15 protein-coding genes and 3 rRNA genes are annotated in these 23,614 nt (G+C 70.1%); 11 read left to right on the forward strand and 7 right to left on the reverse strand.

What is annotated here, in order from left to right; translation table 11 throughout:
* The first annotated feature begins 66 nt into the window (after positions 1-66).
* The 4 genes from ACSU53_RS18960 (at position 67) to rrf (ending at position 6,820) form a co-directional block, all read left to right on the forward strand.
* Positions 67-1,074: a stage II sporulation protein M gene (locus ACSU53_RS18960; RefSeq protein WP_437029290.1), complete on the forward strand. Its 1,008-nt coding sequence runs from the start codon at positions 67-69 to the stop codon at positions 1,072-1,074.
* Between the two features lie 569 nt (positions 1,075-1,643).
* Positions 1,644-3,172, forward strand: a 16S ribosomal RNA gene (locus tag ACSU53_RS18965).
* A 316-nt stretch (positions 3,173-3,488) separates the two neighbouring features.
* A 23S ribosomal RNA gene (locus ACSU53_RS18970) occupies positions 3,489-6,612 on the forward strand.
* A 91-nt stretch (positions 6,613-6,703) separates the two neighbouring features.
* Positions 6,704-6,820 (forward strand): 5S ribosomal RNA (rrf, locus tag ACSU53_RS18975).
* The 16S, 23S and 5S rRNA genes sit together here, the layout of an rRNA operon.
* Before the next feature lie 115 nt (positions 6,821-6,935).
* Here the strand turns inward: rrf and ACSU53_RS18980 are convergent.
* The 5 genes from ACSU53_RS18980 to ACSU53_RS19000 are packed head-to-tail and all read right to left on the reverse strand — an operon-like array spanning position 6,936 to position 12,495.
* Entirely contained in the window at positions 6,936-8,246 is a 1,311-nt protein-coding gene (locus ACSU53_RS18980; RefSeq protein ID WP_437029291.1) for a DUF58 domain-containing protein, read from the reverse strand.
* On the reverse strand, positions 8,246-9,235 hold the full coding sequence (locus ACSU53_RS18985; protein ID WP_437029293.1) for an AAA family ATPase: 990 nt from the start codon (positions 9,233-9,235) through the stop codon (positions 8,246-8,248). The genes ACSU53_RS18980 and ACSU53_RS18985 overlap by 1 nt, the downstream gene beginning before the upstream one ends.
* Positions 9,235-10,434: a DUF4350 domain-containing protein gene (locus ACSU53_RS18990; protein WP_437029295.1), complete on the reverse strand. Its 1,200-nt coding sequence runs from the start codon at positions 10,432-10,434 to the stop codon at positions 9,235-9,237. The genes ACSU53_RS18985 and ACSU53_RS18990 overlap by 1 nt, the downstream gene beginning before the upstream one ends.
* A complete protein-coding gene (locus ACSU53_RS18995) occupies positions 10,431-11,186 on the reverse strand; it encodes a DUF4129 domain-containing protein (protein ID WP_437029297.1) in 756 nt (251 codons plus the stop codon). Before ACSU53_RS18995 ends, ACSU53_RS18990 begins: the two co-directional genes overlap by 4 nt.
* 4 nt (positions 11,187-11,190) lie before the next feature.
* A complete protein-coding gene (locus ACSU53_RS19000) occupies positions 11,191-12,495 on the reverse strand; it encodes a hypothetical protein (protein ID WP_437029299.1) in 1,305 nt (434 codons plus the stop codon).
* Between the two features lie 140 nt (positions 12,496-12,635).
* Between ACSU53_RS19000 and mtnA the strand changes: the two genes are divergently transcribed.
* From mtnA to ACSU53_RS19035, 7 genes are all read left to right on the forward strand, one after another.
* A complete protein-coding gene (gene mtnA / locus ACSU53_RS19005) occupies positions 12,636-13,784 on the forward strand; it encodes an S-methyl-5-thioribose-1-phosphate isomerase (protein ID WP_437029301.1) in 1,149 nt (382 codons plus the stop codon).
* A 4-nt stretch (positions 13,785-13,788) separates the two neighbouring features.
* Positions 13,789-14,478: a two-component system response regulator MtrA gene (mtrA, locus tag ACSU53_RS19010; protein WP_009188938.1), complete on the forward strand. Its 690-nt coding sequence runs from the start codon at positions 13,789-13,791 to the stop codon at positions 14,476-14,478.
* Between the two features lies 1 nt (position 14,479).
* Positions 14,480-16,693, forward strand: a complete 2,214-nt coding sequence (mtrB, locus tag ACSU53_RS19015) for an MtrAB system histidine kinase MtrB (protein ID WP_437029302.1) — start codon at positions 14,480-14,482, stop codon at positions 16,691-16,693.
* Between the two features lie 85 nt (positions 16,694-16,778).
* Complete coding sequence (locus ACSU53_RS19020) at positions 16,779-18,521, forward strand: LpqB family beta-propeller domain-containing protein (protein ID WP_437033282.1); 1,743 nt, start codon at positions 16,779-16,781, stop codon at positions 18,519-18,521.
* A 90-nt stretch (positions 18,522-18,611) separates the two neighbouring features.
* Complete coding sequence (locus ACSU53_RS19025) at positions 18,612-19,685, forward strand: ComF family protein (protein WP_437029304.1); 1,074 nt, start codon at positions 18,612-18,614, stop codon at positions 19,683-19,685.
* A gap of 311 nt (positions 19,686-19,996) precedes the next feature.
* Positions 19,997-20,692 (forward strand): ribosome hibernation-promoting factor, HPF/YfiA family, encoded by a 696-nt coding sequence (gene hpf, locus ACSU53_RS19030; RefSeq protein ID WP_437029306.1) that lies wholly within the window; start codon positions 19,997-19,999, stop codon positions 20,690-20,692.
* A gap of 204 nt (positions 20,693-20,896) precedes the next feature.
* Positions 20,897-21,643, forward strand: coding sequence for a response regulator (locus tag ACSU53_RS19035; protein WP_437029308.1), 747 nt, complete (start codon positions 20,897-20,899; stop codon positions 21,641-21,643).
* 142 nt (positions 21,644-21,785) lie between these two features.
* Here the strand turns inward: ACSU53_RS19035 and ACSU53_RS19040 are convergent, their stop codons facing one another.
* Positions 21,786-22,979 (reverse strand): winged helix-turn-helix domain-containing protein, encoded by a 1,194-nt coding sequence (locus ACSU53_RS19040; protein WP_437029310.1) that lies wholly within the window; start codon positions 22,977-22,979, stop codon positions 21,786-21,788.
* 49 nt (positions 22,980-23,028) lie between these two features.
* A complete protein-coding gene (locus tag ACSU53_RS19045; protein WP_437029312.1) occupies positions 23,029-23,598 on the reverse strand; it encodes a GNAT family N-acetyltransferase in 570 nt (189 codons plus the stop codon).
* Between the last annotated feature and the right edge of the window lie 16 nt (positions 23,599-23,614).

The following is a 23,614-nucleotide window of genomic DNA, read 5'->3' on the forward strand; positions in this document are numbered from 1 at the left end:
TTGCCGATCGCAGTACGACAAGCCCACCACGCCGACCAGTCGATCAGTCGAGGAGCAGGCACACCGATGGACCTGGACGTCTTCGTCTCCGCCCACCGCGCGGAGTGGGACCGCCTCGACGCCCTGCTCCGGCGCAGGCGCCGGCTCACCGGTGCCGAGGCCGACGAACTCGTCGTCCTCTACCAGCGGGCGGCCACCCATCTTTCCCTGATCCAGTCCGCCGCCCCCGACCCCCAGCTGACCGGACGGCTCAGCCAGCTGGTCGCCCGCGCGCGCAGCGCCGTGACCGGAGCCCGCCGCGCGTCGTGGCGGGACGTCACCCACTTCTTCGGCCACAGCTTCCCGGCGGCCGTCTACCGGTCCCGTCACTGGTGGGTGCCCACCGCACTCCTGTCCACGGCCGTCGCCGCGCTCCTCGGCTGGTGGATCGGCACCAGCCCGGAGGTGCAGGCGTCCATCGCCGCGCCGAGCGAACTGCGGGAGCTCACCCGGCCCGGCGGCCAGTACGAGTCGTACTACTCCAGCAATCCCGCCACGTCGTTCGCCGCCCAGGTGTGGACGAACAACGCCTGGGCGGCGGCCCTCTGTCTCATCCTGGGCGTGTTCCTCGGGCTGCCGGTGATCTGGATCCTCTTCCTGAACATGCTCAACCTGGGGGTCGGCTTCGGCCTGATGGGCTCGGCCGGGCGGCTCGACACCTTCCTCGGCCTGGTCCTGCCCCACGGCCTCCTCGAACTGACCGCGGTCTTCGTCGCCGCCGGCACGGGTCTCCGGCTCGGCTGGACCCTCATCGACCCCGGCCCACGCCTCCGCCGGCAGGCCCTCGCCGAGGAGGGCAGGGCGGCGCTCGCGATGGCCATCGGCCTCGCCGCGGTGCTGTTCGTCTCCGGCGCCATCGAAGGCTTCGTCACCCCGTCCGGCCTGCCCACCTGGGCCCGCATCACCATCGGCGTCGTGGCCGAGGTGGCCTTCCTGGCGTACGTCTACGTCGTGGGCGGACGTGCGGCCCGGTCCGGCGAGACCGGCGACCTCGACGCCTCGGAGCGGAGCGCCACCGTGCCGACCGCCGCCTGATGTGCATACGGCACGGGGGAGCTGCTAGTCTCCTCATCGCCCCACGGGAGCCGTTGACACGGAAGCTGTGGGGAGGTAGATTCGAACAGTTGCCTGGAGTCGGGTAGCCGTACGGCGACCCTCCGGGACACAACAGTGAGCATCTGTCTGCTTCTCGAAAACACTTCTCCAGAAGACTTTCGAAGAAGCCTCTCCCGATGAATCGGAAAACGTGAGCCGGTCAGACCGGTCCGGAACTTCTGATAAAGTCGGGTCCGCCGGAAAGGAAAGCGCGAAAAGCGTCGACCTGGAAAGCACCGAGGAAATCGGATCGGAAAGATCTGATAGAGTCGGAAACACTGAAGGGAAGCGCCCGGAGGAAAGCCCGAGAGGGTGAGTACGAAGGAAGCGTCCGTTCCTTGAGAACTCAACAGCGTGCCAAAAGTCAACGCCAGATATGTTGATACCCCGTCTCCAGCGTCAGCTGGGGCGAGGTTCCTTTGAAAAAACACAGCGAGGACGCTGTGAACCATCGGACTATTCCTCCGGTGGTTCCGCTCTCGTGGTGTCGACCCGATCACGGGTACACATTCACGGAGAGTTTGATCCTGGCTCAGGACGAACGCTGGCGGCGTGCTTAACACATGCAAGTCGAACGATGAACCACCTTCGGGTGGGGATTAGTGGCGAACGGGTGAGTAACACGTGGGCAATCTGCCCTGCACTCTGGGACAAGCCCTGGAAACGGGGTCTAATACCGGATACTGAACCACTTGGGCATCCTGGTGGTTCGAAAGCTCCGGCGGTGCAGGATGAGCCCGCGGCCTATCAGCTTGTTGGTGAGGTAACGGCTCACCAAGGCGACGACGGGTAGCCGGCCTGAGAGGGCGACCGGCCACACTGGGACTGAGACACGGCCCAGACTCCTACGGGAGGCAGCAGTGGGGAATATTGCACAATGGGCGCAAGCCTGATGCAGCGACGCCGCGTGAGGGATGACGGCCTTCGGGTTGTAAACCTCTTTCAGCAGGGAAGAAGCGAAAGTGACGGTACCTGCAGAAGAAGCGCCGGCTAACTACGTGCCAGCAGCCGCGGTAATACGTAGGGCGCGAGCGTTGTCCGGAATTATTGGGCGTAAAGAGCTCGTAGGCGGCTTGTCGCGTCGGTTGTGAAAGCCCGGGGCTTAACCCCGGGTCTGCAGTCGATACGGGCAGGCTAGAGTTCGGTAGGGGAGATCGGAATTCCTGGTGTAGCGGTGAAATGCGCAGATATCAGGAGGAACACCGGTGGCGAAGGCGGATCTCTGGGCCGATACTGACGCTGAGGAGCGAAAGCGTGGGGAGCGAACAGGATTAGATACCCTGGTAGTCCACGCCGTAAACGGTGGGCACTAGGTGTGGGCGACATTCCACGTCGTCCGTGCCGCAGCTAACGCATTAAGTGCCCCGCCTGGGGAGTACGGCCGCAAGGCTAAAACTCAAAGGAATTGACGGGGGCCCGCACAAGCGGCGGAGCATGTGGCTTAATTCGACGCAACGCGAAGAACCTTACCAAGGCTTGACATACACCGGAAAGCATCAGAGATGGTGCCCCCCTTGTGGTCGGTGTACAGGTGGTGCATGGCTGTCGTCAGCTCGTGTCGTGAGATGTTGGGTTAAGTCCCGCAACGAGCGCAACCCTTGTCCCGTGTTGCCAGCAAGCCCTTCGGGGTGTTGGGGACTCACGGGAGACCGCCGGGGTCAACTCGGAGGAAGGTGGGGACGACGTCAAGTCATCATGCCCCTTATGTCTTGGGCTGCACACGTGCTACAATGGCCGGTACAATGAGCTGCGATACCGTGAGGTGGAGCGAATCTCAAAAAGCCGGTCTCAGTTCGGATTGGGGTCTGCAACTCGACCCCATGAAGTCGGAGTCGCTAGTAATCGCAGATCAGCATTGCTGCGGTGAATACGTTCCCGGGCCTTGTACACACCGCCCGTCACGTCACGAAAGTCGGTAACACCCGAAGCCGGTGGCCCAACCCCTTGTGGGAGGGAGCTGTCGAAGGTGGGACTGGCGATTGGGACGAAGTCGTAACAAGGTAGCCGTACCGGAAGGTGCGGCTGGATCACCTCCTTTCTAAGGAGCACTTCTCACCGGGTCCCTCGGGACACGGTCAGAGGCCAGCATGCGAGCGAACGTCTCGCACTGGTTGCTCATGGGTGGAACGTTGACTACTCGGCACACTCAGTCGACTCGGGCTGCCAGTACTGCTCTTCGGAGCGTGGAACGCGGATCACGGGTGGTGAGGGTGTCGGGCACGCTGTTGGGTGTCTGAGGGCACGGCCGTATGGTCGATGTCTTCGGTGCCGGCCCCAGTGAACTCGAGCTGTTGCTCGGGGTGGTGGGTGGTTGGTCGTTGTTTGAGAACTGCACAGTGGACGCGAGCATCTGTGGCCAAGTTTTTAAGGGCGCACGGTGGATGCCTTGGCACCAGGAACCGATGAAGGACGTGGGAGGCCACGATAGGCCCCGGGGAGTCGTCAACCAGGCTTTGATCCGGGGGTGTCCGAATGGGGAAACCCGGCAGTCGTCATGGGCTGTCACCCGCTGCTGAACACATAGGCAGTGTGGAGGGAACGCGGGGAAGTGAAACATCTCAGTACCCGCAGGAAGAGAAAACAACCGTGATTCCGGGAGTAGTGGCGAGCGAAACCGGATGAGGCCAAACCGTATGCGTGTGAGACCCGGCAGGGGTTGCGCATACGGGGTTGTGGGATCTCTCTTCTGTTGTCTGCCGGCAACAGGACGAGTCAGAAACCGTTGATGTAGGCGAAGGACATGCGAAAGGTCCGGCGTAGAGGGTAAGACCCCCGTAGTCGAAACGTCAGCGGCTCGTTTGAGAGACACCCAAGTAGCACGGGGCCCGAGAAATCCCGTGTGAATCTGGCGGGACCACCCGCTAAGCCTAAATATTCCCTGGTGACCGATAGCGGATAGTACCGTGAGGGAATGGTGAAAAGTACCCCGGGAGGGGAGTGAAATAGTACCTGAAACCGTGTGCCTACAAGCCGTGGGAGCGTCGGACATCAGCTTGCTGGTGTCTCGTGACTGCGTGCCTTTTGAAGAATGAGCCTGCGAGTTTGCGGTGTGTTGCGAGGTTAACCCGGGTGGGGAAGCCGTAGCGAAAGCGAGTCCTAATAGGGCGTTTGAGTAGCACGCTCAAGACCCGAAGCGGAGTGATCTAGCCATGGGCAGGTTGAAGCGGAGGTAAGACTTCGTGGAGGACCGAACCCACCAGGGTTGAAAACCTGGGGGATGACCTGTGGTTAGGGGTGAAAGGCCAATCAAACTCCGTGATAGCTGGTTCTCCCCGAAATGCATTTAGGTGCAGCGTCGTGTGTTTCTTGCCGGAGGTAGAGCACTGGATAGGCGATGGGCCCTACCGGGTTACTGACCTTAGCCAAACTCCGAATGCCGGTAAGTGAGAGCGCGGCAGTGAGACTGTGGGGGATAAGCTCCATGGTCGAGAGGGAAACAGCCCAGAGCATCGACTAAGGCCCCTAAGCGTACGCTAAGTGGGAAAGGATGTGGAGTCGCAGAGACAACCAGGAGGTTGGCTTAGAAGCAGCCACCCTTGAAAGAGTGCGTAATAGCTCACTGGTCTAGTGATTCCGCGCCGACAATGTAGCGGGGCTCAAGCGTACCGCCGAAGTCGTGTCATTGCAGTACATACTCCTAACGGAGACTGTGATGGGTAGGGGAGCGTCGTGTGCCGGGTGAAGCAGCGCCGGAAGGCAGTTGTGGACGGTTCACGAGTGAGAATGCAGGCATGAGTAGCGATTCACACGTGAGAAACGTGTGCGCCGATTGACTAAGGGTTCCTGGGTCAAGCTGATCTGCCCAGGGTAAGTCGGGACCTAAGGCGAGGCCGACAGGCGTAGTCGATGGATAACCGGTTGATATTCCGGTACCCGCTGTGGAGCGTCAAACATCGAGCATCGTGATGCTAAGGCCGTGAAGCCGCCGGCTGAGTCTTCGGACGAGGTCGGAGTGGTGGAGCCGCTGAACCAAGCGGTTAGTAGGTGAGTGATGGGGTGACGCAGGAAGGTAGTCCATCCCGGGCGGTGGTTGTCCCGGGGTAAGGGTGTAGCCCGAGTGGTAGGCAAATCCGCCACTCATCAAGGGTGAGACCTGATGCCGAGCCGATTGTGGTGAAGTGGATGATCCTATGCTGTCGAGAAAAGCCTCTAGCGAGTTTCATGGCGGCCCGTACCCTAAACCGACTCAGGTGGTCAGGTAGAGAATACCGAGGCGTTCGGGTGAACTATGGTTAAGGAACTCGGCAAAATGCCCCCGTAACTTCGGGAGAAGGGGGGCCATTCCTGGTGATCCGATTTACTCGGTGAGCTGGGGGTGGCCGCAGAGACCAGCGAGAAGCGACTGTTTACTAAAAACACAGGTCCGTGCGAAGCCGTAAGGCGATGTATACGGACTGACGCCTGCCCGGTGCTGGAACGTTAAGGGGACCGGTTAGCTCCATTTCGGTGGGGCGAAGCTGAGAACTTAAGCGCCAGTAAACGGCGGTGGTAACTATAACCATCCTAAGGTAGCGAAATTCCTTGTCGGGTAAGTTCCGACCTGCACGAATGGCGTAACGACTTCTTGACTGTCTCAACCATAGGCCCGGTGAAATTGCACTACGAGTAAAGATGCTCGTTTCGCGCAGCAGGACGGAAAGACCCCGGGACCTTTACTACAGTTTGATATTGGTGTTCGGTTCGGCTTGTGTAGGATAGCTGGGAGACTGTGAACTCTGGACGCCAGTTCAGGGGGAGTCGTCGTTGAAATACCAGTCTGGTCGTGCTGGATGTCTAACCTGGGTCCGTGATCCGGATCAGGGACAGTGTCTGATGGGTAGTTTAACTGGGGCGGTTGCCTCCTAAAGGGTAACGGAGGCGCCCAAAGGTTCCCTCAGCCTGGTTGGTAATCAGGTGTTGAGTGTAAGTGCACAAGGGAGCTTGACTGTGAGACCGACGGGTCGAGCAGGGACGAAAGTCGGGACTAGTGATCCGGCGGTGGCTTGTGGAAGCGCCGTCGCTCAACGGATAAAAGGTACCCCGGGGATAACAGGCTGATCTTCCCCAAGAGTCCATATCGACGGGATGGTTTGGCACCTCGATGTCGGCTCGTCGCATCCTGGGGCTGGAGTCGGTCCCAAGGGTTGGGCTGTTCGCCCATTAAAGCGGTACGCGAGCTGGGTTTAGAACGTCGTGAGACAGTTCGGTCCCTATCCGCTGTGCGCGTAGGAGTCTTGAGAAGGGCTGTCCCTAGTACGAGAGGACCGGGACGGACGAACCTCTGGTGTGCCAGTTGTTCTGCCAAGGGCATGGCTGGTTGGCTACGTTCGGGAGGGATAACCGCTGAAAGCATCTAAGCGGGAAGCCTGCTTCGAGATGAGGGCTCCCACCCACTTGATGGGGTAAGGCTCCCAGTAGACGACTGGGTTGATAGGCCGGATATGGAAGCACGGTAACGTGTGGAGTTGACCGGTACTAATAGGCCGAGGGCTTGTCCTCAGTTGCTCGCGTCCACTGTGTTGGTTCTGAAACCACGAACAACCCCACACCCGGGTTTCTGGGTGTGGTGCGGTTGAGTGTTTCATAGTGTTTCGGTGGTCATAGCGTAGGGGAAACGCCCGGTTACATTCCGAACCCGGAAGCTAAGCCTTACAGCGCCGATGGTACTGCAGGGGGGACCCTGTGGGAGAGTAGGACGCCGCCGAACAATACGTTGGGAAAGCCCCTGTGCCGTATGGCACGGGGGCTTTCTGCGTTCTCGGGGCTATGTTCCTGAAAGTGCCCGTGCATGTCACGCGGGCCCTCGCAGGTATGGACGGGAGTTACAGACGCCCCGCCGCCTTCAGGGCCAGGTAGGCGTCGGCCAGCGCGGGTGCCAGGGTGTCCGGGGTCGCGTCGACGACGGTGACACCGTGCCGGCGGAGTTGCTCCGCGGTGCGTTCGCGCTCGGCGTGGGACCGGGCGGCGGCCGCCGCCTCATACACCGCGTCCGTCGAACCCCGGGCCTCGGCCATCTCCGCGATGTGCGGGTCGGCCACCGAGGCCAGCAGAACCGTGTGGCGCTGGGTGAGCCGAGGCAGGACGGGCAGGAGCCCTTCCTCGATGGGAGCCGGGTCGAGGGTCGTCAGGAGCACGATCAGGGAACGGCGCGGTGTCGTGCGCAGTGCCGTGGCCGCCAGGCCCCGGGCGTCGGTCTCGACGAGCTCGGGTTCCAGCGTGGCCATCGCGTTGACCAGGGACGGGAGGACGTCGCCGGCGGAGCGGCCCTGGACGAGGGCACGGGTGCGGCGGTCGTGCGCGAGGAGCGCGACCCGGTCGCCCGCCCGGGAGGCGAGCGCGGCCAGGAGGAGCGCCGCGTCCATGGAGGCGTCCAGCCGGGGCACGTCGCCCACCCGGCCCGCGGACGTGCGGCCGGTGTCGAGGACCAGCAGGATGTGGCGGTCCCGCTCGGGACGCCAGGTGCGGACCGCGACGGCCGACTGACGGGCCGTGGCACGCCAGTCGATGGACCGGGTGTCGTCACCGGGAACGTACTCGCGCAGGCTGTCGAACTCCGTCCCCTCACCCCGGGTCAGCACACTGGTGCGGCCGTCGAGTTCACGCAGCCGGGCCAGCTTGGACGGCAGGTGCTTGCGGCTGGTGAACGGCGGCAGGACCCGCACCGCCCAGGGCACCCGGTGGGCACCCTGGCGGGCGAAGAGGCCGAGCGGACCGTAGGAGCGGATGGTGACGCGGTCGGCCGTGCGGTCGCCCCGGCGCGTGGGGCGCAGACGGGTGGTCAGACGGCGCCGTTCGCCCGGGGGGACGACCAGACGGTGCCGAGATGCGGTGGTCTCGGTGCCGGGCTGCCAGCTGCTCGGCGGCCAGGCGTCCCGGACCCGGGCGCGCAGGGGCCGCCCGGACGGGTTGGTGATCGTCAGGGTGACGTCGGCGGTGTCGCCCAGGCGTACCGAGGTGTCCCCGGAGCGGGTCAGCCCGAGGCGGCGTACGGGGGCGGCCAGGGCGTAGTCGCAGGCGCACGCCACCGCGAGGGGGGCGTTGACCGCGAGCAGGCCCGTCCAGCCGGGTTCCAGGATGCCGACCGGGAGGGAGCCGAGGGCCGCCAGGAGGGCGGTGCGTCCGGTGAGTGCCATCAGCGGGGGACGGGGACGTGGGCCAGGATGGCGTTGATGACCGAGTCGGCCGTGACGCCCTCCATCTCGGCCTCGGGGCGGAGCTGGACGCGGTGGCGGAGGGTGGGCAGGGCGAGGGCCTTGACGTCGTCCGGGATGACGTAGTCGCGGCCGGTCAGCCAGGCCCAGGCGCGGGCGGTGGCCAGCAGGGCGGTGGCGCCGCGGGGGGAGACGCCGAGCGCGAGGGACGGCGACTCGCGGGTGGCCCGGCAGATGTCCACCACGTAGGCGGTGATCTCGGGGGAGACGGTGGTGCGGGCGACCGCGGCGCGGGCCGCTTCCAGGTCGGCCGCCTTCGCCACGGGGCGGACGCCGGCGGCGTTCAGGTCGCGCGGGTCGAAGCCCTGTGCGTGGCGGGTGAGGACGTCGATCTCGTCCTGCCGGGACGGCAGGGGGATCGTCAGCTTGAGGAGGAAGCGGTCGAGCTGGGCCTCGGGCAGGGGGTAGGTGCCCTCGTACTCCACGGGGTTCTGGGTGGCGGCCACCAGGAACGGGTCGGGGAGGGTGCGGGGGGTGCCGTCGACGGTGACCTGGCGCTCCTCCATGGCCTCCAGCAGCGAGGACTGGGTCTTCGGCGGGGTGCGGTTGATCTCGTCCGCGAGGAGGAGGTTGGTGAACACCGGGCCGGGCTGGAAGGAGAACTCGGCGGTGCGGGCGTCGTAGACCAGGGAGCCGGTGACGTCGCTCGGCATCAGGTCGGGGGTGAACTGCACCCGTTTGGTGTCGAGTTCCAGGGTCGCGGCGAGCGCGCGCACGAGGAGGGTCTTGGCGACGCCGGGAACGCCTTCGAGGAGGACGTGGCCGCGGCACAGGAGGGCGACGACGAGGCCGGTCACGGCGGGGTCCTGGCCGACCACGGCTTTGGCGATCTCGGCGCGCAGGGCCTCCAGGGCGGCCCGGGCGGCGGCCGGGTCCCCGGTGTGCGCGGCGTTGTCAGTGGTCGGGTCCATCATGGACGGCGTACCTCTCTTTCGAGGGCGTCGAGTTGGTCGGCGAGCTGGATGAGTGCCGCGTCGTCGCCGGGCGGCGGGCCGAACAGGAGAGTGTGCAGGGACTGCCCGTCGTCCCCGCGGAAGCGGGTGGACAGGGCGGGGAGCAGGGCCTCGGGCGCGTGCGCCTGGGAGACGGGGACGCCGACGAGGGGGGCGAGGCGGGTGCGGACGGTGGAGCGCAGAGCGGTCGCCGCGCGGTCGCGGGCGTCGGCCCTGCGGTAGAGGCGGGCGCGGCCTTCGACGGTTTCGGAGGCGCGGATCGCGACGGGGAGGTTCTCCGGCACCAGAGGGCCCAGTCGGCGTGCCCGCCACAGGGCGGCCAGTGCTGCCGCGACGAAGAGCTGCAGGGTGCCCCAGAGCCATCCGGAGGGGACCAGGTCGAAGAAGCCGCGCTGGTCGTCCTCGGAGGCGGCGGAGGCGTCGGCGAGCGTGGGGAGGTACCAGACGAGATGGGGGCGGGAGCCGAGGAGTTGCAGGGCGAGCGAGGCGTTGCCCTGCTCGGCGAGCCGGTTGTTGAGGAGGATGTCCGGGGAGCCGAGGAGGACGGTGTCGCCGTCACCGGTGCCGTCCGGGATGCGCAGCAGGGTGGCCAGGCGCTCGCTGGGGTAGCACTCGTCGGCGTCGGGGTGGGTGGTGGTGTAGCGCAGGCCTCCGAGGTCGGCGCTGCCCGCGCGGCGGGCGGCGGCCAGGGCGCAGTCGGGGGAGAGGGTGGAGGCGCGGCTGGTGGCCGGGGCGGCGGTGACCCCGGGGGCCAGGCGTTCCACGGAGGCGCTGCCGGAGGCGACCAGGACGGTCCGGCCGCCGGAGTCGGCGGTGGCCGTGTGCAGGCGGGACTGCTGGCCGGGGGTCAGCAGGTCGGGGACGGCGACCAGGAGGGTGGTGTCGGGTCCGGCCGCGGCTCGCGCCTCGCCCAGGGTGGTGACCACGCGGGTGTCCACGCCGCGGTCGGCGAGGAGTTCGGCGACGGCGCGGCTGCCGTAGGGGTCGGCGGAGCGCGGGTCGAGTTCGCCGTGCCGGGTGTCGGAGCGGACCACGGCGATCGCGACGGCGGCCGCGAACAGCAGCACCAGGGCGAGGGCGATGCCGCGCGAGCGGGTCCACACCTGGCGGGCGGTGGGCGAGGCCGAGGTGGACGGGAGTGTGGCCTCGGTCGTCATCCGGCTGCTCCCCCGGTGGTGTCGTGGTCCGTGCCGTGGGTGCCTGCGGTGCTGCCGGCGAGCCGGGGCCTGCTGCGTTCCAGGTCGTCGTCGAGGCCGGCGATGTCGTGGTACGCCGCCTCGGTCGCGCTCCGGCCGCCGTACGTGACGTCGTCGAAGCCGCGGGCGGCGGCGTGGAGCCGGTCGGTGTGTCCGGGCAGGGCGCGGGCGGTCTCCGCGGCGGCCTCGTCCGCGGTGCGGCCGGGCCTGGGGTCGAGCAGGGCGCGTTCCTCCAGGGAGCGGACGATGGCCCGCATGCGCTCCTGGACGGCCCGGTTCCAGTGGCCCTGGGCGGCGTGCGCCTCGGCGGCGGCGCGGTGTTCGGCGGCGCTGCGGGGGCGGTCGTCGAAGAGGGCGGGTGCGGAGGCCGGTTCCCGGCGCGGGGTGCCCAGGCGCCACCACAGGGCGCCGAGGACGGCGATCACGGCGGCGATGACCACGACCAGGCCCAGGGTGCCGCCGGGGGTGGCGGTGGACGCGGTCTCGAAGAGTTCGCCGACCCAGTCCCAGAAGGCGTTGAGGAGTTTGTGGAACCAGCTGGGATCGTTCTCGTGGTACATGCGCTTGGACAGTTCGCGCTCGGCCGCCTCCCGCGCGGGGTCGCGCGGGAGGGTGACGGGCGGCTCCTCGGCGCCCAGGGCGGTGCGCAGGGCGCTGCCGGCGGCCGTCGGCAGCGCATGGACCGGTGTGAGAACTCCCCCCGCGGTGATCACCCCGTCAGCCCCCCGGGGTGGCGCCGGGGCCGTCGTGGCCGGGGAGGCCGGCGGCGCGGGCGAGTTCGAGGTCGAGCGCCTCGCGGCGGATGCGCTGGTCGACGTAGAGCAGCACGGTGACGCCGGCCGTGATCGGGAAGGTGATCGTGGAGCCGATGACCGAGCCGATGCCGCTGATGATGAGGAACGTCCAGCCGAAGCCGCCGGCGGTGCCGTCGAGGAAGCCGTTGACGCCGCCCTCGCCGAAGGCGGAGGCGACCGCGGTGAAGGGGATGACGATGATCGACGCCACGATGCCGGCGATGAGCATCGCGAGGAGCTGGATGCCGAACACGCGCCACCAGGCGCCGCGGACCAGCTTCGTGGAGCGGGCCAGGGCCTTGAGGACGCCCTGCTTCTCGAGCATCAGCACGGCCGAGGCGAGCGAGAAGCGGACCATGAGCCAGGCGGCGACGACCGCGGCGCCGAGGAGGCCGAGAACGGTCAGCGCCACGGCGCCTCCGCCGCCGCCCGCGAGGCCCACCAGCAGGCCGGGCAGCGCGCCGACGGTGACGACGGCCGCGGTGATCAGCATGAGCAGCAGCATCAGGCCCAGCAGCTTCACGACCTGCGGGCGGGCGTCGCGCCAGGCCTCGCCGATGGTGACCGGCCGGCCGAGCACCGCGCGGCTGGTGACGGTGGTGAGCAGGGCGGTGGCGGCGACGGTGCCGAGGAGCGTCACCACGAAGAGCACGCCGGAGCTGAGGAGGGCGTCGCTCAGGGCGCTGGTCAGTTCCTCGAGGGTGGCGCTCTCGTCCTCGAGGACCTCGACGCTGGAGTTGTCCAGGACGAAGCCCTGGAGCAGGACGGCGACCAGCTCGGTGAGGACGGCGACGGTCAGCGAGATGCCGAGCACCGTGCGCCAGTAGGTGCGCATGGTGGAGACGGCGCCGTCCAGGATCTCGCCCACGCCCAGCGGGCGGAGCGGGATGACGCCGGGCTTCGCGGCCGGCGGGGGACCGCCCCAGCCGCCGCCCCAGCCACCGGGGCCGTACCCGCCCGGGCCGTGTCCGCCGGGCGGGGTGCCGCCCCAGCCCGGTCCCTGCGGGGGCGGGGGAGCCTGGCCGTGGCCCGGGGCGCCCGAGGAGCCGGTGGGCGTGGACCACTGGCTCGGGGGCGGCTGCTCCTTCGACCACTTCACGCCCTGTTCCCCGGGGGCCTGGCCCTGCTGTCCGGGGTGCGGTGCCGGGCCGGCGGGGCCGGACGCGGACGGCTCCTGTCCGTCGGATGGTGTGGATCCGGGCGAGGCCCAGCCCGGAGTGTCGTTCATCATCGCTCCTTCACGGTGCGCGTCCGCGGGCGCGGCGGCAGTGTGGCAGCCATCGTGCCATGGGGTGGTTGTGCACGGTCCGGGCGAGGTCGGACCGGCACACCTTCAATTGTCCGCGCCGCAGGGGGCAGACTGACGACATGGCTGATCAGTACGCGCACAGCGCAGACCCCCGGCGGCCGACCGGCATCCCCGCGATCCGCTGGGACGAGCCGCCCGAAGGGCCCGTCCTGGTCCTGCTCGACCAGACGCGGCTGCCCGCCGAGGAGGTCGAGCTCGTCTGCACGGACGCGCCCGCCCTCGTGGAGGCGATCCGTTCGCTCGCGGTGCGCGGGGCGCCCCTGCTGGGCATCGCGGGCGCCTACGGCGTCGCGCTCGCCGCCGTGCGGGGCTACGACGTGGACGACGCGGCGGAGGCGCTGGAGAGCGCCCGGCCCACCGCGGTGAACCTCGCGGTCGGGGTGCGCCGGGCCCGGGAGGCGTACCGGGCGGCGCTGACCCGCACCGGCGATCCGCGGCAGGCGGCCGGGGCGGCGCTGGCCGCCGCGCGGCAGCTGCACCGGGAGGACGCCGAGGCCAGTGCCCGGATGGCGGAGCACGGGCTGGCGCTGCTGGACGAGATGCTGTCCGGCGGCGGGCACCGGATCCTCACCCACTGCAACACCGGTGCGCTGGTGTCGGGCGGGGAGGGGACGGCGTTCGCGGTGGCCCTCGCGGCGCACCGTGCGGGACGCTTGAGGCGGCTGTGGGTGGACGAAACGCGTCCGTTGCTGCAAGGTGCTCGCCTGACGGCATACGAGGCGGCTCGCAGCGGCATGGCGTACACCCTGCTCACCGACAACGCGGCGGGATCGCTGTTCGCGGCGGGCGAGGTGGACGCGGTTCTGATCGGGGCGGACCGCATCGCGGCCGACGGTTCGGTGGCGAACAAGGTGGGGAGCTATCCGCTCGCGGTGCTCGCGCGGTACCACCACGTGCCGTTCATCGTGGTGGCGCCGGTGACGACGGTCGATCCGGCGACACCGGACGGGGCGTCCATCGAGGTCGAGCAGCGTTCCGGCCACGAGGTGACCGAGGTCACGGCGCCGCAGGTGCCGGTGGCGGGGATGGAGGCGGGAGGCGGGATTCCGGTAGCACCCCTGGGGACCCAGGCGTACAACCCGGCGTTCGACGTGACACCACCGGAACTGGTGACGGCGATCGTCACCGAAGAGGGCGCGGTCTCGCCCGTGACCACCGAGGCCCTTGCCGAGCTGTGTGCCAGGTCACGCCAGGTAACGATGAGCTAATGGGATGATGTCGTTTATGAAGGGACGAGTCCTTGTCGTCGACGACGACACCGCACTGGCCGAGATGCTCGGCATCGTGCTGCGTGGTGAGGGTTTTGAGCCGTCTTTCGTCGCCGACGGTGACAAGGCGCTGGCCGCTTTCCGCGAGGCCAAACCCGATCTCGTGCTGCTGGACCTGATGCTGCCCGGCCGGGACGGCATCGAGGTGTGCCGCCTGATCAGGGCGGAGTCCGGGGTGCCGATCGTGATGCTCACGGCCAAGAGCGACACGGTCGACGTCGTCGTGGGCCTGGAGTCGGGCGCCGACGACTACATCGTGAAGCCGTTCAAGCCGAAGGAACTGGTCGCCCGCATCCGGGCGCGCCTGCGCCGGTCGGAGGAGCCGGCCCCGGAGCAGCTCGCCATCGGCGACCTGGTGATCGACGTGGCCGGTCACTCCGTGAAGCGGGACGGGCAGTCGATCGCCCTGACGCCCCTGGAGTTCGACCTGCTGGTCGCGCTCGCCCGCAAGCCGTGGCAGGTGTTCACCCGCGAGGTGCTGCTCGAGCAGGTCTGGGGCTACCGCCACGCGGCCGACACCCGGCTGGTGAACGTGCACGTGCAGCGGCTGCGCTCCAAGGTCGAGAAGGACCCGGAGAAGCCGGAGATCGTGGTGACCGTCCGTGGCGTCGGGTACAAGGCAGGACCGAGCTGACATGTCCGGTGACAGCGCCGCTTCGGCGTCCGGCCGCTCCGGGGGCCGTCCGGGGCGGCCTGTCGGCCGGGACAGTACGACGGGCTCCCGCTGGGGCCGCCTGCTGGAGGGCGGGCTGCTGCGGGGCGGGGTCCAGGGCAGCCCGGTCATCCGGCTGTTCGTGCGCTGGGTGCGCAGGCCGCTGCTGCCCGTCATGCGGCTGTGGCGCCGCAACATCCAGCTGAAGGTCGTCGCCACCACGCTGCTGATGTCGATGGGCGTGGTGCTGCTGCTGGGCTTCGTGGTGATCGGACAGGTGCGCAACGGCCTGCTCGACGCCAAGGTGAGGGCCTCGCAGAGCCAGGCCACCGGCGGTTTCGCCGTGGCCAAGCAGAAGTCCGACGAGGCGGCCAGCGTCATCGACGACGCCGGCGCGGTCGACGGGACGCGTTCCTCGACCAGCGTCATCCAGTGGATGAGCGATCTCGTGGAATCCCTCTCCAGCGGCGGCCAGGGCGCCTTCGACGTGGTCACCCTGCCCGCCGGCACCGAGAGCGGCAGCGGGCGCGGTCCCCGCGCCTCCGGGCACGTCGACCCGGCGCAGAGCGTCCCGGCGGCCCTGCGGGAGCGGCTCGACGGCAGCACCGCCGCGTCCCAGAGCTACACCCGGATCGTCTACTTCAACGGTGAGCCGTCCCAGCCCGGACTGGTCATCGGCAAGCAGGTCAACGACCCCAACGGCGACCCGTACCAGCTGTACTACCTCTTCCCGCTGACGCAGGAGGAGAAGTCGCTGAGCCTGGTCAAGACCACCCTGGCGACCGCCGGGCTGTTCGTCGTCGTGCTGCTCGGCGCCATCGCCTGGCTGGTGGTGCGGCAGGTGGTCACCCCGGTGCGGATGGCGGCCGGGATCGCCGAACGGCTCTCCGCGGGGCGCCTGCAGGAACGCATGAAGGTCACCGGCGAGGACGACATCGCCCGGCTCGGCGAGGCGTTCAACAAGATGGCCCAGAACCTCCAGCTGAAGATCAACCAGCTGGAGGACCTCTCGCGCATGCAGCGCCGGTTCGTCTCCGACGTCTCGCACGAGCTGCGGACGCCGTTGACCACGGTGCGGATGGCCGCCGACGTCATCCACGAGGCCCGGGAGGACTTCGACCCGGTGACCGCGCGGTCGGCCGAGCTGCTCGCCGACCAGCTGGACCGCTTCGAGTCGCTGCTCGCGGACCTCCTGGAGATCAGCCGCTTCGACGCGGGCGCGGCGGCGCTGGAGGCGGAGCCGATCGACCTGCGCGACGTCGTCCGCAGCGTGGTCGGCGGGGCCGAGCCGCTCGCCGAGCGCAAGGGCACCCGCATCCGGGTCCTCGGCGACCAGCAGCCCGTCGTCGCCGAGGCGGACGCGCGGCGCGTGGAACGCGTGCTGCGCAACCTCGTCGTCAACGCGGTGGAGCACGGCGAGGGCAAGGACGTCGTGGTGCGGCTGGCGGCCGCCGGCGGCGCGGTCGCGGTGGCCGTGCGCGACTACGGTGTCGGGCTCAAGCCGGGGGAGGCGACGCGCGTCTTCAGCCGCTTCTGGCGGGCCGACCCGGCGCGCGCCCGCACCACCGGAGGCACCGGCCTGGGGCTGTCCATCGCCCTGGAGGACGCCCGGCTGCACGGCGGCTGGCTCCAGGCGTGGGGCGAGCCCGGCGGCGGGTCGCAGTTCCGGCTCACGCTGCCGAGGACGGCCGACGAGCCCTTGCGGGGCTCCCCGATCGCGCTGGAACCCAAGGACTCGCGGCGCAACCGGGGCCTGGACGACGCCGGCCTGCCCCGGGGCGACGACGAGAAGCGGGCCACGGTGCCCGCCCACCAGCCCGGCACGGCCGGGCAGGCCCCCGCGTCCCGGGACCCGCTCGCCCCGCGCACGCCCGCCGGGCCGCCCACCGCCGACCCCACGGCGCTGCCCGGCAACGGCGCGCGCGTGGTGGCCCGGCCCGCGGCGGCCCCCCGCCGGACGGAGGACGCGCCGGACACCCCGTCGGCCGCCCCGCCCGGACCCGAGCACGGCGCCGCAGAGCCGCGCGGCCCGGTGTGGGAGCCGGGCGCGGACCCGCGGGACACCGGCGACGACGGCGCCCGCGACCCGGCCCGGGACGCGGGCCCGCGCCCCGGTGACGGGAGCGGCGACGCAGACGGGACCGGCACGACCAGGGACAGGACCGGGGACGAGGAGGCTTCGCGTGGGCGGCGGTGAGCGCGTGCGGCGCGGCCGGTGGACGCGGGGGCGGGTGACGGTGTTCACCGCCGGCGGCGCCGTCCTGCTGGCCGGGTGCGCGTCGATGCCGGACAGCGGCGACCTGCGGGGCGTGGAGTCCACGCCGCGCCGGGACGCCCAGGTCCGGGTGTTCGCCATGCCGCCGAGCGACGACGCGACCCCGACCCAGCTGGTGCAGGGCTTCCTCGAAGCCCTCACCAGTGACGACCCGCAGTACAAGACCGCCCGGATGTACCTGACGCCCCGGGCCGCGAAGACCTGGCAGCCGGAACGGTCCACCACCGTGCTGGCCGACGGGCCCAACGCCTCCGCCCGCACCCCGGTCCGGGACGACGACCAGGAGGTCGCCTTCACCCTGACCGGCCGCGAGGTCGCCACCGTGGACGCGCAGCAGGCGTTCACCCCGTCCTCGGGGGAGTACTCCGAGCTCCTGCGCCTCATACGTGACCCCGAGACCCGGCAGTGGCGGATCGACGCCGTGCCGCAGGGCGTCGTCATGGGGCAGTCGGACTTCGAGCGCAACTACATGTCCGTCAACAAGTTCTACTTCGCCTCGAACACCGGGGGCACGTCCCGCGACGAGCCGCCGATGGCCGTCGCCGACCCCGTCTACGTGCGCAGCCACGTGGACCCCACGACCCAGATGGTGCGTTCGCTCCTGACCGGTCCCACGACCTGGCTCGACCCGGTCGTGCGCTCCAGCTTCCCCACCGGCACGGCGCTCGCGAAGGGCGCCGGCCCGCTGACCCCGGACGACCGCGGCCGCCTGGTCGTGCCGCTGAACGACAGGGCCGCGGCGGTGGGCACCGGCCGCTGCGAGGAGATGGCGGCCCAGTTGCTGTTCACGGTGCGCAGCTCCACGCCCGCGGTGGACGAGGTCGAGCTGCGCTCCGGCGGCAAGGAGCTCTGCTCCCTGGCCCAGGAGAGCGCCGAGGCGGTGGCCACCCGCGGTTCCCTGCACAGCCCCGAGTACCTGTACTTCCTCGACGAGGAGCAGCGGGCGGTGCGGATCGCCGCCGGCGCCGAGGACACCGAACCCGAGCCGGTGCCCGGAGCGCTGGGCGAGGGGGAGAACCAGCTGCGCTCGGTGGGCGTGGCCTGGGACGAGCACACCGGCGCCGGGGTCACCGTCGACGGCAGGGCGCTGTACGTGGGGTCCCTGGTCTCGGGCGGGTCCCTCGGCGAGCCGGTGCTGCGCAGCGCCGGCAAGACCGAGACCGACCGGCTGACGGCGCCCAGCTGGGACGCCCGCGGCGGACTGTGGATCGCGGACCGCGATCCGGCGGCGCCCCGGCTGCTGTTCCTGGAGGAGGGCGCGGGCGAGCCGCTGGAGGTGCGCACGCCGGGGCTGGACGGCCGGATCCGGTCGGTCCGGGTCGCCGCCGACGGGGTGCGGATCGCCCTCGTCGTCGAGAAGGGCGACCGGCGGTCCCTGCTGATCGGGCGGATCGAGCGCAGCAGGCCCGACGGCGGGACGGCGGAACGCTCCGCGGTCACGGTGCTCGAACTGCGCTCCGCGGCCCCCGAGCTGGAGCAGGTCACCGCCATGTCGTGGACCGGGGACAGCCGGCTCGTCGTGGTCGGCCGCGAGCAGGGCGGCGTGGAGCAGATGCGGTACGTCGAGGTCGACGGCTCCACGCCCGACGTGACGCAGCCCGCGGCGCTGACCGGTGTCAAGGCGGTCACCGCCTCCCCGGACGACCGGGTGCCGCTGGTGGCGTATTCGGTGGACGGCATCGTCCGGCTGCCGTCGGCGGGCCAGTGGCAGAAGATCACGAAGGGGACGGCGCCGGTCTATCCCGGGTGAGTGGTTCCGGCCTGCCGGAGCCCGCCCGGTTCTGCCCGGGCGTTGTCCACAGGGCTGGCCGGGCACCGCGGGCGGGGGCACAGTGGCCTCATGCGCGCCTGGTGGCTGGACCTCACCGACCTGGTGCTCCCGCCCGAGTGCGGCGGGTGCGGCAGACCGCGCGCGGTGCTGTGCCCGCGGTGCCGCGCGGCGCTGGAGCGGACCGGGCCGCGCCGGGTGCGGCCCCGGCCGGAGCCGCTCGGCCTGCCCGAGGTGCACGCGGCCGCCCGGTACGGCGACGAGGTGCGCGCGGCGCTGCTCGCGCACAAGGAACGCGGCGCCCTCGCCCTGGCCGCGCCGCTGGGCGAGGCCCTGGCGGGCGCGGTGCGGGCGGCGCTGACCGCGTCCGGGGGGCAGCGGCAGCGGCAGGGGCAGCGGCAGGGGCAGGGACGGGAGCGGGCAGCCGGGGCCGGCGGCAGCGGTGTGCTGCTCGTGCCGGTGCCGTCGGCGCGGCGGGCGGTGCGGGCCCGCGGCCACGACCCCGCCCGGCGGATCGCGTTCGCCGCCGCGGGTGAGCTGCGGCGCGCGGGGGTACCCGCCCAGGTGCTTCCCGCGCTGCGGCAACGGCGGGCCGTGGCCGACCAGTCGGAGCTGGGCCCCCGGCAGCGGCTGGCCAACGTGGCCGGTGCGTTCGCGGTCGCTCCCGGCGCGGGGCGGCTGCTCGGTGAAGGGCGGGTGGTGCTCGTCGACGACGTGATGACCACGGGAGCCTCCCTGGCGGAGGCCGCGCGTGCGGTGCGCGCCGCGACGCGGACCGCGGCGGGGCCGGCGGGGGACGGGACGGGACCACCGGCACGGTCCGGCCGTCCCGGTGGGGACCATCGGCGGGCCGGATGGCCGGATACGGCGGCCGGAGCGGGGTACGGATCGAGCAATCCGGCGCTCGCGCTCGTGTACACGGGTGAGACAGGGGAAGGGAGAGGGCAACGACCGAACCGACCGCGACGAGGGAGAACGGGACGTCCGACGGGACGTCCGACGGGACGTCCGGCGCACACGGCGGCAACGGCGGGCGGGAGCCGCGCCGGAGGGAACGCCGACGGGAACACGGGAATCGGCACGGATGCGGTGGCAGCGGCGGTGGTCGCGGCATCGCCGGCTTCCTTCGAAATAAACCGGAACTGACAGGAAACTTGCGTCGTTGCAGGTAATGAGAGGCTGAATTCACCTGAACGGAGGTACGCCGCGGTAGAGGGTGACGACATCCGTCCGGGCGAGATATGTTCGGTTGTGAGGGAAAGCCGCAGGCCACACCTGACGAATCCGAATGCCGAGGCGTGGGTTTCCCGTTGTCACCCACGCCGGTGGAATGGGGATCTCGCCCGCGGGGGAGGAGGTGGAAGTCACCGAGTCCGAGGTTCCGGGGGTTACCGGAACCGGGTGCAAAAGGGAGACGCTCCGCACCGAGGCGGAGTGATCCGGGAACGGAGTTCTGCGTGGACATCGTCGTCAAGGGCCGCAAGACAGAGGTGCCCGAGCGGTTCCGGAAGCACGTGGCCGAGAAGCTGAAGCTGGAGAAGATCCAGAAGCTCGACGGCAAGGTGATCAGCCTGGACGTCGAGGTGTCCAAGGAGCCCAACCCCCGACAGGCCGACCGCTGCGACCGGGTGGAGATCACCCTGCGCACCCGCGGTCCGGTGATCCGGGCGGAAGCCGCGGCGAGCGACCCCTACGCGGCGCTCGACCTCGCGGCGGAGAAGCTGGACGCCCGGCTGCGCAAGCAGCACGACAAGCGCTTCTCGCGACGTGGCGCACGCAGGATCTCGGCCGCCGAGGTCCCCGACCACGTCCCGGGAGTGGCGACACTGAACGGGACCGGCGCACAGGCCCCCCAGGAGGAGTCCGACGCCGTCCCGACCAAGAAGATCGGCTCGCTGGAAGTACAGGGGGACGGCCCCCTCGTCGTCCGCGAGAAGACGCACGTGGCCGCTCCCATGACGCTCGACCAGGCCCTGTACGAGATGGAACTGGTGGGGCACGACTTCTATCTCTTCGTCGACTCCGAGACCAAGGAACCCAGCGTCGTCTACCGGCGCCACGCCTACGACTACGGCGTGATCCACCTTCAGACCGACACCATGGTCACGCAGACACACTCTCCCGAGGCGGGCGGGACGCTCGGCGGTTCATGACCGCCGGGTGACAGCCGGGCCGGTGCCCCTGGTGCGCGTGTGCGCCCCCAGGGGCACCGGTGTGCGCCCCCCAGGGGCGCCGCGCGCTGTCACCCCTGTGGCGTCCGGCATGGAATCATGGCGGCAGCGGCCCAACCGGTGGGTCGTTGCCTTGCGTTGGCGATGGCTCAGAACCACAGGCCACAGCCTTCAGGGGGAGGAACGATGGCGGACAGCTTTGGACCGATGCGTGACGAGGGCGCCGACGACGGCGCCGTCGGCATGGGCCCGGCTGCGGGCTCACCCCGCAAGGAACCGATCAGAGTCCTGGTGGTGGACGACCACGCGCTGTTCCGCCGTGGCCTGGAGATCGTCCTCGCCGCCGAGGAGGACATCCAGGTCGTGGGCGAGGCGGGGGACGGCGCCGAAGCCGTGGAGAAGGCCGCCGACCTGCTGCCCGACATCATCCTGATGGACGTGCGGATGCCCAAGCGGGGCGGAATCGAGGCGTGCACCTCCATCAAGGAGGTCGCCCCGAGCGCCAAAATCATCATGCTGACGATCAGCGACGAGGAAGCCGACCTCTACGACGCCATCAAGGCGGGCGCGACCGGTTACCTGCTCAAGGAGATCTCCACCGACGAGGTGGCCACCGCCATCCGCGCGGTCGCCGACGGACAGTCCCAGATCAGTCCGTCCATGGCGTCGAAACTCCTGACCGAGTTCAAGTCGATGATCCAGCGCACCGACGAACGCCGACTCGTTCCCGCACCCCGCCTGACGGACCGTGAGCTGGAAGTCCTGAAACTCGTCGCCACCGGAATGAACAACCGGGACATCGCCAAGGAACTGTTCATCTCCGAGAACACCGTGAAGAACCACGTCCGCAACATCCTGGAGAAGCTGCAACTGCACTCCAGGATGGAGGCCGTGGTCTACGCGATGCGGGAGAAGATCCTCGAAATCCGCTGACCGGACGGCGGAAGCGGCGGCGAGAGCGATCACGTCGGCTGAGGCCACCACCACCGCCCGCGCCCGCCACCGCCCGCGCCACGACCGCCCGCGTCGCCGGAACCGCTCGCGTCGCCGGAACCGCTCGCGTCGCGGCAGCGGGTCAGCCGAGGGCGCGGGCGAGTTCCGCCGCCAGCGGGCCCCGCAGCTCCTCGGGGTCCAGGCGCTCGACCCGGACGTCCGTGCAGCCCACCCAGCCGGCCGCCTCCACCAGCGCCCGCGCGAGCGCCGGGACCGCGGCGGGCCCGTCCAGCGACACCTGCCGCGCGACCAGCGTGCGCCCCTCGCGCGCCGGGTCCACCCGGCCCACGAGCCGGCCTCCCGACAGCAGCGGCATCGCGAAGTAGCCGTGCACCCGCTTCGGCCGGGGGACGTACGCCTCCAGCCGGTGGGTGAAGCCGAAGATCCGCTCCGTGCGCGCCCGTTCCCACACCAGGGAGTCGAACGGCGACAGCAGCGTCGTGCGGTGCCGCCCGCGCGGCGGGGCCGCCAGCGCCTCAGGATCCGCCCAGGCCGGCTTGGCCCAGCCCTCGACGGTCACCGGCACCAGACCCGAGTCGGCGATCACCGCGTCCACCTGCTCGCCCTTGAGGCGGTGGTAGTCGGCGATGTCCGCACGGGTCCCCACCCCCAGGGCGCGGCCCGCCAGGCCCACCAGACGGCGCAGGCACTCGGTGTCGTCCAGTGCGTCGTGCAGCAGCGCGGCGGGCACCGCGCGCTCGGCCAGGTCGTACACCCGCTTCCAGCCGCGCCGTTCCACGCACACCACCTCCCCGTACATCAGGGCGCGTTCGACGGCGACCTTGGCGCCGGACCAGTCCCACCACTCGCTGGTGCGCTTGGCGCCGCCCAGTTCCGTCGCCGTGAGCGGGCCCTGCGCGCGGAGCTGCTCGACGACCCGGTCGTAGGCGCCGTCGGGCAGGTCGTGGTGCCAGTGCGGGCGGTTGCGGTAGGCGCGGCGGCGGAAGGCGAAGTGCGGCCACTCCTCGATCGGCAGGATGCACGCGGCGTGCGACCAGTACTCGAAGGAGTGCGGCGGCTGCTGCTGTCCTCTCCTCCAGTACGCCTCCTCGACGGCCGCGCGGCCCACGGCGCCCAGCCGGGCGTAGGCGATGAGCTCGTGCGAGCGGGCGAGGACGGAGATCGTGTCGAGCTGCACGGCGCCCAGGTGGCGGAGCACCCCGCGCACCCCCGAGCGGCGGTCGGGCGCGCCGAGGAAGCCCTGGGCCCGCAGGGCGATGCGGCGGGCCTCGTCCGCCGACAGTTCCGTGGTGGGACGCGGGAGGGTCGTCGTCATACGTCCGCACGATAGACCGCGCCACCGACAACGCCCGCCCGCGCGGGCCTCACCCGGAGGCCGGGAGATACGGCGCGGACGACGGCAGGCCCAGGTCGGAGGGGAGCAGCGATCCCACCCAGCAGTCCCGCAGCACGCCCTTGTTGTTCAGCCCCGAGCGGAGCGTGCCCTCCACCACGAAGCCCGCGCGTTCGGCCACCGCGCGGGAGGCCCGGTTGCCCACCTCGGCACGCCACTCCACGCGGTCGACGGACAGCCGGGTGAAGGCCCAGCGGCACGCCGCGACGGCGGCCTCGGTGATGTGGCCCCTGCCGCGGTGCTCCTTGGCGCCCCAGAAGCCGATCTCGCCGACGCCCAGGGACCGCATCGTGATGCTGAGCATGCCGGTCAGCTCCCCGGACGGCAGGAAGACGCCGAAGGTGAACATCGAACCGTTCGCCCAGCCCTCCGGGGCCATCTGCTCCGTGAAGCCCCGCGCGTGCTCGGGCAGGTAGGGCGAGGGGATCGTGGTCCAGCGCTGGATCTCGGGGTCCTGGCAGGCCGCGTACACGGCGTCGGTGTCCTCGGGGCCCACGGTGCGCAGGACGAGACGGTCGGTGGTGAGGGTGACGGGGTCCATCGGCCGATTCTGCGCG

It is taken from the genome of Streptomyces sp. enrichment culture, from assembly GCF_964273255.1.
GTDB lineage: Bacteria > Actinomycetota > Actinomycetes > Streptomycetales > Streptomycetaceae > Streptomyces.

Excerpts from the sequence above, each read along its gene's own strand:
- ACSU53_RS18960 (WP_437029290.1), top strand. The coding sequence starts at position 67 with ATGGACCTGGACGTCTTCGTCTCCGCCCACCGCGCGGAGTGGGACCGC.
- ACSU53_RS18980 (WP_437029291.1), bottom strand. The coding sequence starts at position 8,246 with ATGGCACTCACCGGACGCACCGCCCTCCTGGCGGCCCTCGGCTCCCTC.
- ACSU53_RS18985 (WP_437029293.1), bottom strand. The coding sequence starts at position 9,235 with ATGGACCCGACCACTGACAACGCCGCGCACACCGGGGACCCGGCCGCC.
- ACSU53_RS18990 (WP_437029295.1), bottom strand. The coding sequence starts at position 10,434 with ATGACGACCGAGGCCACACTCCCGTCCACCTCGGCCTCGCCCACCGCC.
- ACSU53_RS19000 (WP_437029299.1), bottom strand. The coding sequence starts at position 12,495 with ATGAACGACACTCCGGGCTGGGCCTCGCCCGGATCCACACCATCCGAC.
- mtnA (WP_437029301.1), top strand. The coding sequence starts at position 12,636 with ATGGCTGATCAGTACGCGCACAGCGCAGACCCCCGGCGGCCGACCGGC.
- mtrA (WP_009188938.1), top strand. The coding sequence starts at position 13,789 with ATGATGTCGTTTATGAAGGGACGAGTCCTTGTCGTCGACGACGACACC.
- mtrB (WP_437029302.1), top strand. The coding sequence starts at position 14,480 with ATGTCCGGTGACAGCGCCGCTTCGGCGTCCGGCCGCTCCGGGGGCCGT.
- ACSU53_RS19020 (WP_437033282.1), top strand. The coding sequence starts at position 16,779 with ATGCCGGACAGCGGCGACCTGCGGGGCGTGGAGTCCACGCCGCGCCGG.
- ACSU53_RS19025 (WP_437029304.1), top strand. The coding sequence starts at position 18,612 with ATGCGCGCCTGGTGGCTGGACCTCACCGACCTGGTGCTCCCGCCCGAG.
- ACSU53_RS19035 (WP_437029308.1), top strand. The coding sequence starts at position 20,897 with ATGGCGGACAGCTTTGGACCGATGCGTGACGAGGGCGCCGACGACGGC.
- ACSU53_RS19040 (WP_437029310.1), bottom strand. The coding sequence starts at position 22,979 with ATGACGACGACCCTCCCGCGTCCCACCACGGAACTGTCGGCGGACGAG.
- ACSU53_RS19045 (WP_437029312.1), bottom strand. The coding sequence starts at position 23,598 with ATGGACCCCGTCACCCTCACCACCGACCGTCTCGTCCTGCGCACCGTG.